Origin of the sequence: Micromonospora sp. NPDC049275, from assembly GCF_043197115.1 — a bacterium.
GTDB lineage: Bacteria > Actinomycetota > Actinomycetes > Mycobacteriales > Micromonosporaceae > Micromonospora.
In genome coordinates this window covers 368,306-385,156 of record NZ_JBICSN010000003.1, presented here as the reverse complement: position 1 = coordinate 385,156, position 16,851 = coordinate 368,306, and the positions used below count along the sequence as shown (strand labels likewise).

Annotated in this window: 13 protein-coding genes; 6 read left to right on the top strand and 7 right to left on the bottom strand. The window is 71.1% G+C overall.

What is annotated here, in order from left to right; translation table 11 throughout:
- Window positions 1-32 precede the first annotated feature (32 nt).
- Window positions 33-980 carry a 2-phospho-L-lactate transferase gene (gene cofD, locus ACGFIE_RS12260; RefSeq protein ID WP_393293843.1) on the top strand — a complete coding sequence of 316 codons (948 nt, stop codon included), beginning with the start codon at window positions 33-35 and terminating at the stop codon, window positions 978-980.
- Complete coding sequence (locus ACGFIE_RS12255) at window positions 977-2,065, top strand: coenzyme F420-0:L-glutamate ligase (RefSeq protein ID WP_393293842.1); 1,089 nt, start codon at window positions 977-979, stop codon at window positions 2,063-2,065. The genes cofD and ACGFIE_RS12255 overlap by 4 nt, the downstream gene beginning before the upstream one ends.
- A 199-nt stretch (window positions 2,066-2,264) precedes the next feature.
- On the opposite strand, the gene ACGFIE_RS12250 is transcribed toward ACGFIE_RS12255, so the two are convergent.
- Entirely contained in the window at window positions 2,265-3,263 is a 999-nt protein-coding gene (locus ACGFIE_RS12250) for a winged helix-turn-helix domain-containing protein (RefSeq protein WP_393293840.1), read from the bottom strand.
- A gap of 290 nt (window positions 3,264-3,553) precedes the next feature.
- Entirely contained in the window at window positions 3,554-4,600 is a 1,047-nt protein-coding gene (locus ACGFIE_RS12245; protein WP_393293838.1) for a hypothetical protein, read from the bottom strand.
- A 102-nt stretch (window positions 4,601-4,702) separates the two neighbouring features.
- Between ACGFIE_RS12245 and ACGFIE_RS12240 the strand changes: the two genes are divergently transcribed.
- Window positions 4,703-5,278 carry an NUDIX domain-containing protein gene (locus ACGFIE_RS12240; RefSeq protein ID WP_363679552.1) on the top strand — a complete coding sequence of 192 codons (576 nt, stop codon included), beginning with the start codon at window positions 4,703-4,705 and terminating at the stop codon, window positions 5,276-5,278.
- On the opposite strand, the gene ACGFIE_RS12235 is transcribed toward ACGFIE_RS12240, so the two are convergent.
- Together ACGFIE_RS12235 and ACGFIE_RS12230 are read right to left on the bottom strand one after the other, a co-directional pair.
- On the bottom strand, window positions 5,226-6,317 hold the full coding sequence (locus ACGFIE_RS12235) for a mannose-1-phosphate guanylyltransferase (protein ID WP_393293836.1): 1,092 nt from the start codon (window positions 6,315-6,317) through the stop codon (window positions 5,226-5,228). The genes ACGFIE_RS12240 and ACGFIE_RS12235 overlap by 53 nt on opposite strands.
- 64 nt (window positions 6,318-6,381) lie before the next feature.
- Entirely contained in the window at window positions 6,382-7,527 is a 1,146-nt protein-coding gene (locus tag ACGFIE_RS12230; protein WP_393293834.1) for a glycosyltransferase family 4 protein, read from the bottom strand.
- 152 nt (window positions 7,528-7,679) lie between these two features.
- On the opposite strand from ACGFIE_RS12230, the gene ACGFIE_RS12225 reads away from it, so the two are divergent.
- Window positions 7,680-8,369 carry a TIGR03089 family protein gene (locus tag ACGFIE_RS12225; protein ID WP_393293832.1) on the top strand — a complete coding sequence of 230 codons (690 nt, stop codon included), beginning with the start codon at window positions 7,680-7,682 and terminating at the stop codon, window positions 8,367-8,369.
- Window positions 8,370-8,488: 119 nt separating this feature from the next.
- Here ACGFIE_RS12225 and ACGFIE_RS12220 read toward each other — a convergent pair whose 3' ends face one another.
- A complete protein-coding gene (locus ACGFIE_RS12220; RefSeq protein WP_393293830.1) occupies window positions 8,489-10,498 on the bottom strand; it encodes an acetoacetate--CoA ligase in 2,010 nt (669 codons plus the stop codon).
- A gap of 142 nt (window positions 10,499-10,640) precedes the next feature.
- On the bottom strand, window positions 10,641-11,159 hold the full coding sequence (locus ACGFIE_RS12215) for a hotdog domain-containing protein (RefSeq protein WP_363678658.1): 519 nt from the start codon (window positions 11,157-11,159) through the stop codon (window positions 10,641-10,643).
- Window positions 11,160-11,182: 23 nt separating this feature from the next.
- On the opposite strand from ACGFIE_RS12215, the gene ACGFIE_RS12210 reads away from it, so the two are divergent.
- Complete coding sequence (locus tag ACGFIE_RS12210; RefSeq protein ID WP_393293828.1) at window positions 11,183-11,851, top strand: hypothetical protein; 669 nt, start codon at window positions 11,183-11,185, stop codon at window positions 11,849-11,851.
- Window positions 11,852-11,919: 68 nt separating this feature from the next.
- Here the strand turns inward: ACGFIE_RS12210 and ACGFIE_RS12205 are convergent, their stop codons facing one another.
- Complete coding sequence (locus tag ACGFIE_RS12205) at window positions 11,920-13,209, bottom strand: multidrug effflux MFS transporter (protein WP_393294635.1); 1,290 nt, start codon at window positions 13,207-13,209, stop codon at window positions 11,920-11,922.
- 2,317 nt (window positions 13,210-15,526) lie between these two features.
- Between ACGFIE_RS12205 and ACGFIE_RS12200 the strand changes: the two genes are divergently transcribed.
- On the top strand, window positions 15,527-16,813 hold the full coding sequence (locus tag ACGFIE_RS12200; RefSeq protein WP_393293826.1) for a PIN-like domain-containing protein: 1,287 nt from the start codon (window positions 15,527-15,529) through the stop codon (window positions 16,811-16,813).
- Window positions 16,814-16,851: the final 38 nt, after the last annotated feature.

Below are 16,851 nucleotides of genomic sequence, written 5' to 3'. Positions count from 1 at the left end.
CCGGAGGCGTCACGTACGCGAGGATGGTCGACATGCGCATCGTGGTTCTGGCCGGCGGCATCGGCGGCGCCCGGTTCCTGCTCGGCGTCCGGGCGTACGCCCGTGACGTCGGTGCGGAGGTGACCGCCGTGGTCAACGTCGGCGACGACCTGTGGCTGCACGGGTTGAAGATCTGTCCCGACCTGGACAGCGTCATGTACACCCTCGGCGGCGGCGCCGACCCCGAGCGGGGCTGGGGACGGGCCGGCGAGAGTTGGACGGTCAAGGAGGAGTTGGCCGCGTACGGAGCGGAGCCGACCTGGTTCGGCCTCGGCGACAAGGACATCGCCACCCACCTGGTGCGCAGCACCATGCTCAACGGCGGCTACCCGCTGAGCGCGGTCACCGAAGCGCTGTCGACCCGGTGGCAGCCCGGCGTACGTCTGCTGCCGGCGACAGACGACCGGCTGGAGACCCACGCCGTCGTCGAGGACGACCGGGGCCAGCGGGCGGTCCACTTCCAGGAGTGGTGGGTACGGTACCGGGCCGACATCCCCACGCACCGTTTCGTGTTCGTCGGCGCGGAGACGGCGAAGCCGGCACCCGGGGTGCGGGACGCGATCGGCGCGGCCGACCTGGTGTTGATCGCGCCGAGCAACCCGGTGGTGAGCATCGCGCCGGTGCTTGCCGTACCCGGGATGCGCGAGGCGCTGATCGACGGCCCGGCGCCGGTGGTGGGTGTCTCACCGATCATCGGCGGCGCCCCGGTGCGGGGGATGGCCGACCGCTGCCTCGCGGTGCTCGGTGTCGAGTGCAGCGCGGCCGGGGTGGGCCGGCTCTACGGCGGTCGGGCAGCGGGTGGGCTGCTGGACGGCTGGCTGGTGGCCGAGGAGGACGCCGGCACGCTGGTGCCGGAGGTGACGGTCCGGGCGATGCCGCTGCGGATGACCGACGAGGCGGCGACGGCGGCGATGGTCCGCGCCGCGGTGGAGTTGACGTGAGGCTGGAGATCCTGCCGGTGCTGGGCATCGGCCACGTGACCGAGGGTGACGACCTGGCGGCGGTGATCGCCACCGCCGCGCCGTGGCTGCGCGACGGCGACGTGCTGGTGGTGACCAGCAAGATCGTCTCCAAGGCGGAGGGGCGGCTGGTCGACGTGCCGGCGGACGGGCCGGAGCGGCTTGCCGCCCGCGACGAGGTGCTGGCCGGCGAGACCGCCCGCGTGGTGGCCAGCCGAGGGCCGACCCGAATCGTGCAGACCCACCACGGCTTCGTGATGGCCTCCGCCGGGATCGACGCGTCGAACGTCGACAAGACCCGGCTGGTGCTGTTGCCTGTGGACCCGGACGCGTCGGCCCGGGAGCTGCGCACCGCGCTGCGGGATCGGTACGACCTGGACGTCGCCGTCATCATCAGCGACACCATGGGTCGGCCCTGGCGCAACGGGCTGACCGATGTCGCGCTCGGGGTGGCCGGGATGCCCGCCATCCGCGACCACCGGGGCGAGGTGGACCCGTACGGCAACGAGCTGCAACTGACCCAGATGGCCGTGGTGGACGAGCTGGCCGGCGCCGGCGAACTGATCAAGGGCAAGTGTGACCAGGTGCCGGTGGCCGTGGTGCGCGGCTATCTCGCGGCCGCCGGCACGGACGACTCCGACGGCGCGCGGGCGCTGATCCGTGATGCGGCGCAGGACCTGTTCTCGCTGGGCACCGCCGAGGCCCGGAGGGCCGGGCTGGCCGAGGCCGCGACCCTCGCCGAGGCGGTCGGCCCCGAGCCGGCCGACCCGGCCGCGGTGCGACGGGCGCTCGACGCGGTCGCCGAGGTGGTCACCCCCGGCACGGTCTTCACCCTTGTCGACGAGGCGGAGGTCCGCGCCGGCCTGGTCGCCGAGGTGCCGGGCTGGCCGGCCGGCGCCAGCGCGCTGGTGCTCGGCACCGCGCCGGCGCCGCTCGACCCGATGGACCTGGTCCGCTTCGGCGCCGACCTGCATCGGTTGCGCGTCGCCCTGACCGCCGAGGGGGTCCGGTCGACGCTGCTGCCTCCACCCGCCGGCAGCCCGGCCAGCGCCGCCCTCGCCCTGTAACCAAACCCCACCCCCGCCGCCCCTCCCCCGGCGTCGCCGCCCTCCGCTCTCCGCTCTCCGCTCGTCGATCATGAAGTTGTTGCCCGTCATCTCGGCGTGTCAGGGCAATAACTTCATGATCGACGCGCGGGGAGGCGCGCGGGGAGACGCGCGGGGAGACGCGCGGGGAGACGCGCGGGGAGACGCGCGGGGAGAGCGGTCAGGCGTCTAGTACGGCTCGGCCCAGTGGGGTCAGCGTGTGCAGCACGGTGTTGCGGTCGCGCTGACTGACGAGCAGGCCGGCGTTGCGCAGCACTGTGGCGTGCTGGCTGGCGGCCGCCGGTGAGATGTTGAGCCGGCGGGCCACCTCGCCCGTGGTGCAGCCGTCGTCGCTGGCCTCCAACACGGCCGCCCTGGTCCGGCCGAGCAGCGCGGCCAGCGAGTCGCGGCCGGCGCTCGACGTGGCCAGCGCGTCGCCGTCGGTCGCGGCGAGCCCGCCCAGCCGGTCCACCGGATAGACCAGCACCGGCGGCAGCGCCGGGTCGAGCAGGGCGACCGGGGTGCCCGCGCAGAAGAACGACGGCACCAGCAGCAGCCCTCGACCGTCCAGGTGCAGCTCCCGGCTGTGCGGGTAGTCGCGTACCTCCAGCACCCCGCTGTCCCAGCGCATCCGTGGGCGGAGACTCGCCAACAGCCCCTCGACGCCACCGTCGAGCAGGGCCCGCGCGCGCCGGGTGCGATCCGCCGCCACCGCCGACTGGATCCGGCTCCAGTACGGGCTGATCGCCAGCGACCGGTACTGCTCCATCGAATCCGCGAGGTGGCGCAGTGTCGCCACGTCACCTCGGGCCAGCGCGGCCGCGGAGGACGGCAGTTGGTTGTCGGCCGCCACCAGGGTCAGGTCTCGCTGGAGCAGCGAGGTCGGCGTACTGCGCACCGCTTCCAGCCCCGCCTCGAAACCCTCGACACTGGCGTACGGCGTGAGGAAGTCGGGAAAGTAGCCGCGCGGCGGGTTCAGGGCGAAGAGCAGTCGGAGTTGATCGGAGGCGACATCCTGGCGCAGCCCGCGGGTCACGGTGCGCCGCCAGGCCGACGTCAGCGGGTCGCGGTTGCGGCCCTGCAACACGTGCAGGCTGAGGACAAGCTCCCAGACCGGGTCGGCCGCCGGCGCCACCCGGGTCCGGAGAATGTCCTCGCCGGAAAAGTGGATCTTCAGCATGGAGCGCTCCCGTGTCGCCGGCAGGGGGATGCCGGGTGACCGTTCGACTCTACCCGGCCGGCAGTTATCTCCATCTTTAAGCCTGGACTGAAAAACCTCGACGCCTCCGGGGCCGGTTAGGCATGCTTCCAGTGCCCGAGCACGGCACCGACGCGTCCTGGACGCATTAGGTGTCGGGGCACCGGGGACCGGGGAGGGGCCGGTGATCGGGCGGCACCACGAGGGTCTGCGGCCCTTGCTCCGCAGAGGTGCCGTCCGGTCATCCCATCGCCGTGGTGCGCCTACCCCGCTCAGCCGACCCAGAGCGCGACCCGATGGTCCTCGTCCGTGACGTAGAACTGTCGCCCGTCCAGCTCGGCCAGGCCCTCGACGTGGTGGAACGGCGCCAGATCGGCCACCGACTCCCCTACCAGTCGGCACGATTCACCCGTCCGCCCCGCCGGCAGCCGGAACCGCACGTGGCGGGACGTGACCGCACCCCCGCCCGGATGGTCGTCGAGCAGCACCGACCCCTTGCCCAACGCGTCGATCGAGCCGATCACCGCCGCGTACCCGCCGTCCGACGTCGGCACCATCGCCCGGAAGCCGGTCAGCTCGCCCGGCGGCGTCACCCCGGTCAGCGCGTACGCCCCCAGCGCCCGGGGCCACACCGGGTCCGTGGCGAACATGCCCGGCACGCCGGACACCTCCACCAGGATCGGCTCGCCGGCCTCGGTGACCGGGAAACGCAATCCGAGCAGCGCCGTGCCGGCCGGGGTGAAGGCCGCGGCCTCGACGTTCAACGGCAGGTCGTCCGGGGCCAGGCGACTCACCCAACTCTTCGCCCGGCTGGTCCCCCGGGCCAGGGTCTCCACGATGAAGCGGTCGCGTACCCGGTCCCCCGCCGGCAGCAGGGTCAGCGGTGACGCGGCGAGGGCGTCGTTCACCGCCCGGTGCAGCCGGAACCGGTTGCGCACCACGTGCACCGACAGCGGGCCGGCCGCCGCGTCGTCCTCGCGAAACCGGGCCACGAACGCACGTCGGGGGCGCAGCGGACCCGCCTTCGAACCGAACTGGGAGCCGAAGACGTACACCCAGCCGTCGTGGTGGGCGAGCGCCTCACCGTCCTCGGTCCGGCCGTTCTCGGGCCCGGCGTCCGCGCTGACGTGCCGGGCCGTCCACTCACCATCGTCCAACTCCAGCAGCAGGGCGAGGCAGCGCTCGACCGGGCCCTCGTCCAACACCGTCCAGAAACCCCGCCGAGCGCCGTACGAGCGCAGCAGCGCCGACGAGCGCACCGGTAGCAGATCACTGGCCTCGTTGCCGGCCACCACGAATTCGACGAGTCGTAGGGTCACCGCGCCAGGGTACGAAGCGCGCGCTCGTACAGTGACGGGGTGCCCGACACCGCGCTCACCGGACCCGCCGTCGACCCCACCGATCCCGCGTCGTACGCGACGCTGCACGCCGACACCGTCACGCTGCTCGACGGCTGGCAGCCGACGAGCCCGGCGGCGGCCGACGCGCGGGATCGGACCCTCGCGCTGCTCGCCGCCGGACCGGTCGCGATGAGCCGGCACCACCGTCCCGGCCACGTCACCGCCAGCACGCTGGTGATGGACCCGACCGGTTCCCGGGTGCTGCTCTGCCTGCACGGCAAGTTCGGTCTCTGGTTACAGCTCGGCGGGCATTGTGAGCCTGTCGACCAGACCCTGGTCGGAGCCGCGCTGCGCGAGGCCACCGAGGAGTCCGGGATCGCCGACCTGCTCATCGATCCGGTGCCGATCGACATCGACGTGCACGAGGTGCTCTGCCAGGGCGGGTCGCGCCACTACGACGTACGGTTCGCCGTCGTCGCCCCGGCCGGCGCTGTGGAGCAGGTCAGCGACGAGGCCGAGGCGTTGGGGTGGTTTCCACCGGACCGGCTGCCCGAGCCGCTGGCCAGCGGGACGGCGCAACTGGTCGCGCCGGCTCTCGCGGCCCTCAGACGTAGCCCTCTTCGCCCCGCTCCTTCAGCTCGTCGACCAGGAGCTTGACGTCCTGAGCCCGCTCACGCGGGCAGACCAGCACCGCGTCCGGAGTGTCCACCACGATCAGGTCGCGCACACCGAGGACCGCCACCAACCGACCCGACTGGGGCACCACCACCAGATTGGCGGTGTCCCGCAGGAGCACGCCCGGCTTGGCGTCGGTGCCGAGCACCACGTTGCCCGCGTTGTCGGCGGGCAGCACGTCACCCAGGGTGTGGAAGTCACCGACGTCGTTCCAGCCGAAGTCGCCCGGGACGGTGGCGACCCGACCCGCGGTGGCCGCCCCCTCCATCACCGCGTAGTCCACGGAGATCTTCGGCAGCGTCGGCCAGACCGTACCGAGCACGTCGTCCTGCTCCGGGGTGCCCCAGGCGGCGGCGATCGCCGTGACGCCCGCGTGCATCGCCGGCTGTTGGCGGACCAGCTCGGCGAGGAACACGTCCACCCGCCAGACGAACATGCTCGCGTTCCACAGGTGCCGGCCCGAACGGACGTACGCCTCGGCGACCTCGGCGGCAGGCTTCTCCTTGAACTCGGCCACCGTGCGCCACGGCGTGCCTTCGGTCTCGTCGCCGGTCTCCAGGTAGCCGTAGCCGGTCTCCGGCCGGGTCGGGGTGATGCCGACAGTCATCAGCATGCCGTGCTCGGCCCCCCGGACCGCCTCCTGCACCGTGCGCACCCAGCTGTCCGGGTCGCGGATCAGGTGGTCGGCCGCGAAGCTGCCCATCACCGCGTCCGGGTCACGCTGCGCGATCACCGCCGCGGCCAGAGCGATCGCCGCACAGGAATCCCGAGGAGACGGCTCGACCAGGATGTTCTCCTCCGGCAGCCCGGTCAGCTGCCGGGCGACCGCCGCGACGTGCGCGGCGCCGGTGACCACGAGGGTCCGCTCCGGCGTGGTCAGCGGCGCGAGCCGCTCCACGGTCGCCTGGAGCAGCGAGGCGCTGGTGCCGGTCAGCGGGTGGAGGAACTTGGGGTGGCCGGCGCGGGACAACGGCCACAACCTTGTGCCGCTGCCACCTGCCGGGATGACCGCATAAAGCATCCGCACATCATGCCCGACGCACCCCCGCCAAGTGGCACGGGTCACCACGGAAGGGCACGAACGGTCACGACCGGGCGCGGCTCCACGCGGCGATGTGCACCTCGGCGCTGGACTCCCAGGTGAACTCCTTGGCCCGGTCGAAGCCGGCCTTCGCCAGCGACAGCCGACGCTGCTCGTCGTCGAGCAGGGCCGCCAGGTCGGTGCCGATCTGCTCCGCGTCCTCCGACGTGTACGCCACGGCGTCGCCGCCCACCTCCGGCAGCGACAGCCGGGGGGTGGTCAGCACCGGAGCGGCGCACGCCATCGCCTCCAGGATCGGCAGCCCGAAACCCTCGCCGTAGGAGGGGTAGGCGGCCACCAGAGCGCCGCCGAGGAAGCCGGGCAGGTCGGCGTAGCGCAGGTAGCCGGGGCGCAGCAGCCGCAGGTGGGACGGGACCTCCGCCACCGCCCGGTCGATGTCGTCGTCGTGCCCCTGCCCACCGGCGATCACCAGGGCCGGCGGGTCGGTCCGATCGGCCACGGCACGGGCCCAGCCGCGGATCAGGTTGGGCACGTTCTTGCGCGGCTCCTTGGCGCCGAGGAAGGCGACGTACGTGCTGTTGCCCAGCCCCAACCGGGCGCGCACGCGGGCCTTCTCCTCCTCGCTCGGGGCGTGGAAGGCGTCGTGATCGACACCGTGGTAGGCCACGTCGATGCGGGTCGGGTCGGCGTCGAGCAGCCGGATCAGCTCGTCGCGGGTGGCCTTGCTGGGCACGATCACCCGGTTGGCGCGGCGCATCGACGTCTTGATGGCGCTGCGGAAGAACGTGCGGCGGGACTTGTCGTAGTGCTCCGGCTCGGTGAAGAACGTCGCGTCGTGCACGGTGACCGTGACCGGCACACCGGCGCGCAGCGGGCAGGTGTAGAAGGGCGAGTGCAGCACGTGCGCGCCGACCTGCTGGGCGAGCAGCGGCAGACCGGTCTGCTCCCAGGCGAGCCGTGCCGGGCGGTGCGCCACGGCGGCCGGCGCGGGGATGATCTCCGCGCCGGGCAGCATCCGGGTGTAACGCTCCAGGTCGGTGCGCAGACTCACCACTGCCAATTCCACCCCCGACCCGCACACCTTGCCGAGGGCACCGAGCAGACCGTCGACGTATCGACCGACGCCACCACGGTCGGCGGGGACACTCGTGGCGTCGATGAGCACGCGGGGCGGGCGACCGGCGGTCACGGGGCGACTCCTTGAAGGTGGGTCTGTGGGGAACAACACTCCGGGGGTAAAGCCTACGCCGGAGTACGGGGCCGACGCTGACTGCGACCCGACGGTACGCCGACTTGTCGTCGTCATCGAGTACGGGCGGCAGAGGCGTATCGTTCGCGCCGATGGCCGACAACATTGCCCGGGTGTTCGCCGACGCGATCGCGTCCGACCCGACCCGACCGCTGCTGACCTGGTACGACGACTCCACCGGTGACCGCACCGAACTCTCCGGCGCCACCCTCGCCAACTGGGTGTCGAAGACCGCCAATCTCCTCGTCGACGAGGTCGGCCTCGCGCCGGGCACACCGGCCGGCGTGCTGCTCCCTCCGCACTGGCAGACCGCCGCCGTGCTGCTGGGCTGCTGGTCGGCCAAGGTGACAGTCGTCGACACGCCGGGCGCGGTGGACGTCCTCTTCGCCGCCGCCGACCGGCTCGACGAGGCCCGGTCCTGGTCCGCCGACGAGCGGTACGCCCTGGGCCTCGCCCCGCTCGCCGCCCCGCTGCGGCAGGTGCCGCCCGGCTTCGCCGACTACGTGGTCGAGGTGCGCGGTCACGGTGACCACTTCACCCCGCAGGCCGGTCCCGGCCCCGCCGACGCGCAGCTGCTCGCCCGCGCCGAGGCACGCGCCGACGAGCTGGGCATCGAGCCCGGTGCCCGCGTGCTGGTCGACGCCGCCCGTCATCCCGACCCGGTCGACTGGCTGCTGGCGCCACTCACCCGGGCCGCCACCGTCGTCCTCTGCGCCAACCTCGACCCGGCCCGCCTGGCCGGCCGCCAGAGCACGGAGAAGGTCACCCACGCCCTCCCCTGACCCGGCCGCCGTGCCCGGTTGGCACCCACCGGACCCGACCCCGACGCCAGCGCGGGCTCCAGCGCAGCACTGGCTTCGGACGCGTCGCGGGCGGGTGGTGAGCCGCCCCGCGGGAACCTTCAGGCGGGCTGCTGGTGTGTGGTCCGGCGTTGGGCGAAGGCGGAGAAGGACTCCAGGGACTCCGGGTTGGCCAGGGCACCCTTGGCGGCGGCCTGGTCGACAGGGGTGCCGGTGAGGATCTTCTTGACCGGCACCTCCAGCTTCTTCGCCGAGAGGGTGCGGGGCACGGCGCGCACCTGGTGGATCTCGTCGGGCACGTGCCGGGGCGAGAGCGCGGTACGCAGTTCGCGGCAGATCTTCTTCCGCAGCGCGTCGTCCAGGGTCAGCCCGTCGGCCAGCACCACGAAGAGCAGCAGCTCGCCGGCACCGCCCTCGTCGTCCTCCAGGTGCACCACCACCGAGTCGACGACCTCGTCGAGGCCCTCGACCACCGAATAGAACTCGGCGGTGCCGAGCCGGACCCCGCCCCGGTTGAGCGTGGCGTCGGAGCGCCCGGTGATCACACAGCCGCCCCGGGAGTTGATGGTGATCCAGTCGCCGTGCCGCCAGACGCCCGGGTAGACGCTGAAGTACGCCTCGGCGTAGCGGGTGCCGTCCGGGTCGTTCCAGAAGCCCACAGGCATGCTCGGCATCGGCTCGGTGATCACCAGCTCGCCCAGCTCGCCGATCACCGGGGTGCCGTCGGCCGAGCGGGCCTCCACCTTGGCGCCCAACGCACGGCAGGCGATCTCACCGGCGTACACCGGCAGCAGCGGCACGCCACCGACGAAGCCTGTGCACACGTCGGTGCCGCCGGACAGCGACTGGAGCTGCACCTGGTCGCCGACGGTCTCGTACACCCAGTGAAAGCCCTCGGCGGGCAGCGGCGCACCTGTGGAACCGACGCCGCGCAGCGCGGACAGGTCCGCGACCTCGCGGGGCACCAGGCCGGCCTTGCGGCAGGCCAGCAGGAAGGGCGCCGAGGTGCCGAAGTACGTGGTGCCGGTCTCCGCCGCCAGCCGCCACAACGCGCCCAGGTCGGGCTCCGCCGGCCGGCCGGGCTCCACCCGGACCCCCGGGTTGCCGTCGAAGAGCACGATGCTCGCGCCCACCGCCGGCCCGGAGACCAGGAAGTTCCACATCATCCAGCCGGTGGTGGTGAACCAGAAGAACCGGTCGGTCGGGCCGAGGTCGTGGTGCAGGGCGAGCATCTTGAGGTGTTCCAGCAGAATGCCGCCGTGGCCGTGCACGATCGGCTTCGGCAGGCCTGTGGTGCCCGAGGAGTAGAGGACGTACAGCGGGTGGTCGAACGGCACCGGCGTGAACGTCAACGGCTCGTCGGTGGGCGCGGCCAGCTCGGCCCAGCTCAGCGCGCCCTCGGGCAGGGGACCGGCCGGGTCGAGGTAGCCGATGCTCACGGTGTGCCGCAGCGACGGCAGGGCGGCCCGGATGGCGGCGACCTCGGCGCGGCGGTCCACCGGCTTGTCGCCGTAGCGGTAGCCGTCCACGGCGACGAGCACGGCCGGCTCGATCTGCTGCCAGCGGTCGGTGACGCTGCGCGTGCCGAACTCGGGCGCGCAGGACGAGAAGATCGCGCCCAGGCTGGCGGTGGCCAGCAGCAGGACGTACGTCTCGGCGATGTTCGGGGCGTACGCCGCCACCCGGTCCCCTGCGGTGACGCCGAGCCGGCGCAGACCGGCCGACACCCGGCGGACCTGCTCGCGCAGCTCCCGGGCGGTGAGGGTGACAGGTGGCCGGGTCTGGCCGTGCGCGATGACCACTGGGTCGTCGTCGGCGCGGCCCGGCATCCGCAGCACGTTCTCGGCGTAGTTGAGGGTGGCGCCGGGGAACCAGCGGGCCCCCGGCATCCCCCGCTCGGCCAGGGTGGCGTTCGGCGGGGTGTGCGCGATCACCTCGAAGTGGTCCCAGATCGAGCGCCAGAACGCGTCCAGGTCGGTGACCGACCACCGCCACAGCGCGTCGTAGTCGGCGAAGTCCAGCCCACGATGCTCCCGCAGCCAGCGCAGGTAGCCGCCGATCCGGGACCGCTCGAGCACGTCCGCCGGCGGCGTCCACAGCACGTCACCCACTGCTCCACCCTCCCCTGGCCCCGCACGACACTGTGAATGGGCCGTGGCGCCATCTTGCCCTACCTCGAAGCGCCATTCTGCGCACCGGGTACGCCGATCGACGCGTGCCCGACCCACACTGCGGCCCGCCCACCCATGTGGTTCAGCCCGCCCGGTGCGCCTGGATGGCGCGGCGGCGGGCCAGGCGGTGCTCGCGCCGGATCTCGGCCTCCCGGTACCGGCGCTCGTCCTCCGGCGTCTCCGGCAGCACCGGTCGGACCGTGCGCGGCGCGCCGCCGACGTCCACGCCGACGAAGACCAGGTACGCCGTGGCCACCCGCACCGGCGCGTCCTCGGCCGAGTCCCACCGCTCGGCGACCACCCGCACGCCCACCTCCATCGACGTCTGCCCGGTCCAGTTCACCTGGGCGTGCGCGTGCACCAGGTCACCGACCCGGACGGCCTCGGAGAAGACGATCTCGTCGATCGCCGCGGTGACCGCCGTCCCGCCGCTGTGCCGGGCGGCGGCGGCACCCGCCACGTCGTCGACGAACTTCATCAGAACCCCGCCGTGGACGGTTCCGTAGAGGTTCACGTCCACCGCGGTCATGATCTTGCTGAGGGTGACGCGGGAGTACGACGTCGGCTTGCCGGTCGGAGCGTCGGAGAGGTGCTCGGTCATGCCGGAAACGGTACGGTGCGCGGATGCGACATCTCTGGAGCTTCCTCGCCGGGTTGGTGGTGGCACCCATCACGTGGGCGCTTGTCACACTCGGGCAGGACGGGTCGAGCCGGACGGTCGACCGCTGGGTGGAGATCGGCACCTTCAACACCGCCAACCTGATCGAGCCGGCCGTGTACCTCGGCGTCGGCGGTGTCCTGCTCGGGCTGCTCGGCACGCTGCGCTTCTCACCGGCGGGCCCGCTGGTGGCCGGGCTGCTGCTGGTCACCCCGTACGTCGGGATGTTCGTGGCGCCCTTCGAGGTGCGCGACGCGATCCCGCAGGAGTGGAAGGTGCTCGGCGACCCGCTGCCGCTGCGGCTGCCGGTGGAGAACGGCACGCTCTTCCTGCTCGGCCTGCTGCTGTTGATGGCGACGTTCAGCGGTCAACGGTGGCGACGGTGGCCGCAGGCGGCGACCGCGCCGGCCCTGACGCCGGCGCCGGCGGACGGGCCGCGTGCCGACGACTTCACCCTCACCGACTGGCCGTCGCCCGAGCCCGCGGAGCGCGACACCGCCCCGCTGACCCTGGGTTACCCGGCCGATTCGACGCCTACCGAACCGCTGCCCCGCCGGGTGGGCGGCGAGTCGCCGTGGTCCGCCCCGCCGCGCGGCCAGTCGCGCCCCGAGGACAACACCACCGAGATCCGCTGATCGTCGGGCGGGCCGGGAGACCCGGCCCGCCCTCTCTCTGATGCGCGGCGACGGCCAGTCCGGGCTCTCTAGTGCACGGCGACGGCCAGGTCCGGGTCGACCGCGCCGAGGGTGGCGCGGGGCACGACCAGCACCATGACCGCGAGCGCTGCGGCCATGCCGCCCGCGATGACGATCGCCATCGGTACGCTTCCCGTGCCGAACAGACCCGCCAGCGGCGCCGACAACGCGCCGACGCCGAACTGCACGGCCCCGAGCAGCGCCGCAGCCGTGCCGGCGGCCTCGCTGTGCCGGCTCATGGCCAGCGCCGGCGCGTTCGGCAGGGCCAGACCCGCCGCGGCGAGCACCAGCCACAGCGACGCGAGCAGGGTGCCGAGACCACCGAAGCCGGTGGCGGTGAACACGATCAGCAGCAACCCGGCGGCCGTTCCGGCGATCAGGGCGCTGATCAGGATCTGCTGCGGGGTGTAGCGCCGCAGCAGCCGGACGTTGAACTGGGTGCCCCCGATCAGGCCGACCGCACCGGCCCCGAAGGCCAGGCCGAACTGCTGCTCGTCGAGGCCGTACTGGTCCTGCAGGACGAACGACGACCCGGAGACGTACGCGAACAGCGACGCCATGGCCAGCCCGGCGACAAGCACCAGACCGACGAACGCCCGGTCGTTGAGCAGCCCTCGGTAGTCGCGCAGGGTCGCGGCCACCCCACCGCGGCGGCGGCGTGAGACCGCGAGGGTCTCCGGGAGTTGCAAAGCCGCCACGACGATCAGCAACGCGCCCAGCACGGCAAGCGCCGCGAAGACACCCCGCCACTCGGTCCAGCGCAGCAGCCCGCTGCCAAGCGTCGGCGCGAGGATCGGGGCCAGCCCCATGACCAGCATCAGGCGCGAGAAGATCCGCGCGAACGAGGCGCCGCTGAACAGGTCGCGGACGACGGCCGTGGCGACCACTGTGGCGGCCGCCACCCCGAGTCCCTGCAGGACGCGCAGCGCGCCGAGCACAGCGATGTTGGGCGCGAAGACGCACAGCACGGAGGCCACGATGTGCGCGGCCAGCCCGGCGAGCAGCGGCAGTCGCCGACCGACCACGTCGGAGAGCGGCCCGACCAGCAACTGGCCCAACGCCAGGCCGATCAGCGTGCCGGTCAACGTCAACTGCACGGCCGTCTCGGTGGTCCGCAGGCCCGCAGTGATGGCAGGCAGCGCCGGCAGGTACATGTCGATGGTCAGTGGGCCGATCGCGATCATCGCGCCCAGCACCAGGACGAGCTGTACCCGTTGACGGTTCGTCATCAGGTCGCCGGGCAGCACCTCTGGCTCCGCGGCGGCTTCCGGGCCGGTCTTCTCCACCAACTGCGTCATCATCTCAATCTCTCTGCGGGTCTTCGGAGGTCACGCGTCAGGCCCGACGGTGGGGAATCGAGGGACGAGGCACGATGGTGCTGGGGTAGGGAAGCGGTTCGGCGAGTCTCCCTTCCCCTAACGTCACACCCCCGTACACCAAGGCGAGTGTGTGCGGACTCACGCAAACGCCGGCCGCCCGTCACGAGTGGCGGTGCGGCTCTCGGGTGGGACCGGGCGATGGCGGCGGGCCCCGCGCCAGGCCGGTTCAGGAATCGCCAACGAGGAGCAGCGCCCGCCCGTCCACGTTCGCCACGCGCCCGGATCCGAGCCGTGACACGGCCTGGTCCCAGATCGCGGCGAGGAATGCCCGCTCGCTCCGTCGCCCCGGCCGGTCCGGTACGCCGGTCACCCCGCCGACCCCGCCGAACAGCACTCCGCCCGCGGTGAACCGGTCGCCGTCCAGCAGTCGAATCGCGGGCCGATCGTGTACGCGGCAATCGTGCTCGCGTTGAAGATCAATGTAATCGTGCAGCTGGAAGCCCCCACGACAGCCGACGAGGCCGCACGGTCGAAATACCTCAGAGCACCCAACGGGATACAGGGCGCGGCCGAGTCGACTGACTCGGCCGCACCCAATCTGAGCGGTAGAACAGCGGCAGTCAGTCCTTGAGGAGCTGCCGCGCCATGACGATCCGCTGCACCTGATTCGTACCCTCGTAGATCTGGGTGAACAACGAGGACATGGCCTCTGAACTGGGAGAATTCATTAGTTCACGACCTACCCCAGGATTTCCCCAGAGCCCTCGCGGAGGTACGTCTGCGACAACGGCCCTCGGTGCGTGACCTCGTCAGCGTGGCACCAACCAACAAGGTCCGGCGCCGATCAGCAGAGCGCCACAATTACACCTCGGCACCCCGGCGCTCTCCGGGCCACTGACGATGCCAGCACTACCCACAGCAACCGCCGAGTCGATGCGGCCCTTCAGCTTGCATCGCCGTGCGGGCCGTGCATCTCCAGCTTGGGGCCAGGCTCAGCTCCGGCCCGGCCCGGCTGTCCGGGCGTGAGGAAGCCCTTCTCGCGCGCCTTTCTCACCCAGGTGCGGACAGTCTCGTAGGGCACGTGCCCACCGCGGACCTCCGACAACTGTCGTACGAGGGCATCGAGGATGCCCCTCCTGTGGCCAGCGGCGTACAGGTCAAGGTATGAACGCGCGACCTGTTCATAGTGGGTCGCCGGGTAACCGGTACGGCCTCGCCGGAGCCGACCACGGCTGGATAGCTCAAGCAGACGTCGCGCGCGAGCGATGTCGGCTGCCTGAACGTGGCCACCTCGACCGCCGTACATGGCATACCAACCAGGTGGTGGATGAACGTTAGGAGGAAGAGCCAAATCACGAACAGCGTGCGCCAGAACAGCGCGAGCCGCGGTGACCATCTTGTCCAGCTCGACCTGTCGCAGCTTGGCAGAAGTTATCCCGCCGCGGCCACCAGATGTTGCGAAGACAACCTTCACAGGGCGCAGGTGCCCATCGCGTTCAGCAAGGCTGAAGTTGACAACGAAGTCTCCGAAGTCGGCCATGAACTCTGGCCACTCGGGGACCAAGTCGTTCAGCCCAGGATCAACCACTAGGCACACAGGCACAGTGCGGACTGTCGACCGAGCCCGCTGTCGAGGAGCCATGACCATCCCATCGAGAACCCGGTGAGTATTAGCGGCGCATCATCGGAAAACTAGCGACTCTGCAGCGACTGCGCCAACCTGGTGACACCAGAGCAGAGAGGTGGCGCTGCAGTGACAGCACGGGTGGTCGGATGGTTCGTTAGTGGAATCAGCGCTGTTGCTGGTGGAGGTCGGCCGGCCCTGCTGGCAGCACTAGCGATCAGCTTCCTTGTACTAACGGCGATGTGCTGGGTGATCGTCGACCACGCCCGAACAGCAAACTTGGTCGCGGTCATCAACGCACTTCGAGGGCGGGCGGTACGTGATCGTCCGAGGCGACAAGAACTTGAGTGACCAGGGGTGAACCTGGGCACCGATGGAGAGGTCCGAGGACTGCACGAGAATCATGCCGTTCACAACACCTCACCGCCCTTGGTTGATGGACCAACTGGCTCCCGGGCGTGCACCCGGACGCCCGTAAGGATCCGGTCGTGCGGCTGCCACGCCTCGGCATAGTCGAGGGTCCCGCATCCGAGGCCGGGCTCCTATGCTGTCTCCGTGGTCGGCTCGCTTGCTGGGTCGGGCAGACCGATGGTCGGCGGCGGTTCTGTCTCCGTCGCGGCAACGGCGAGCTGCCTCTAGTACGGCAGCCGCGCACGGTGGGAGGGGAACTCTTTGAACGGCCTCTTTGACGGTTTCGAGGGGTTCCGGGTTCTGGCTGACGAGGACATCGACCGTGCCCTGAAGTCGGCCGTTGTAGCTGTCGATGCGAACGTTTTGCTCAACCTGTACCGCTATAACACCCGCACCGCGAAGGACCTTCTGGCTGTGCTCGAGAGCTTTGGGGATCGGCTTGTGGTGCCTCACCAGGCCGTCAACGAGTTCCATCGAAACCGGTTGACGGCAGTGGGCAATCCGGAGGGAGCTACTGCAGAGGCACGGGGCGCCCTGGTCAAGAATCGTAAGTCGACCTCGGATGCGCTGGGCCGCTGGGCGAAACAGGTCGCGCTGGACGACACCGAGCTCGTGAGGCTGCGTGCAGCTGTCGACAGGCTCTACGACGATCTCGTTGCGGCTATTGGAGGCGCTGAGCCGGATCGGATCCACGCGGCGACGCCCGCCGCTCACGACCAGATTCTGAGCCGGCTGGCAGGGATGCTCGAGGGCAGAGTGATTTCCCGCCCCTCGGACGAGATCTGGAAGAATTGGATCAGCGAAGGTCAGCGACGGGTGGACGCTCAGTCGCCGCCGGGTTTCCTCGACGCCGACAAAGCTGACCGGCTGCCCGAAGGCGCATCTGGCGACTACCTGGTTTGGGTACAGGCGTGCGAGGCAGCTTGTCAGCGAGGGCTTGACCTCGTCATCGTGACCGGTGATGAGAAGGACGACTGGTGGTGGCGGCACCGGCACGTCGTTGTCGGTCCGCGTCCGGAGCTAACACAGGAGTTCTTCGATCTCAGTGATGGCAGGCGTCTGTTTCTCCTGCGACCCCGAGACCTACTACAACGGTCCCAGACACTGAACGTCGAGGTCAGTCCCGACTCGCTTGCAGACGCCGACCGGACGCGCGAGGAACTCGACCCGGCGGCCCAATGGACGGTCGACACCTTGCGAGAACTTCTCCGCCGCCTAGACCAAGAGGGGCAGGTCCAGGCAGAGGTGATTCGGGTTGCTGCGGAGGCCGGTGGCGTGATCGGCCGAGACGAGGTGTACGAACTGTGCGGCTACGACGACGAACGTATGCTGCGCGGCTTCACTCGACCGACCAAGCGGATCACGGCCGACCTCCAACGAGCCGGGCTGTTGCCGGATAACGTCGCCCCTATGCTCAAGCCGCTATACCCAGACGGGGTTCGTGCCTCAGCGTTCCGCGTGCCGTCGGAGGTTGTCGAGATCCTCGCGTCCTTGGCCGACCCCCTGGCTCGGTCCGAGGATCGCGTCGAAGCAGCCTCGAACCCCTGAGCGGTGCGAGGCTCGCGTCGTGGTGACTCCGCAGCCTT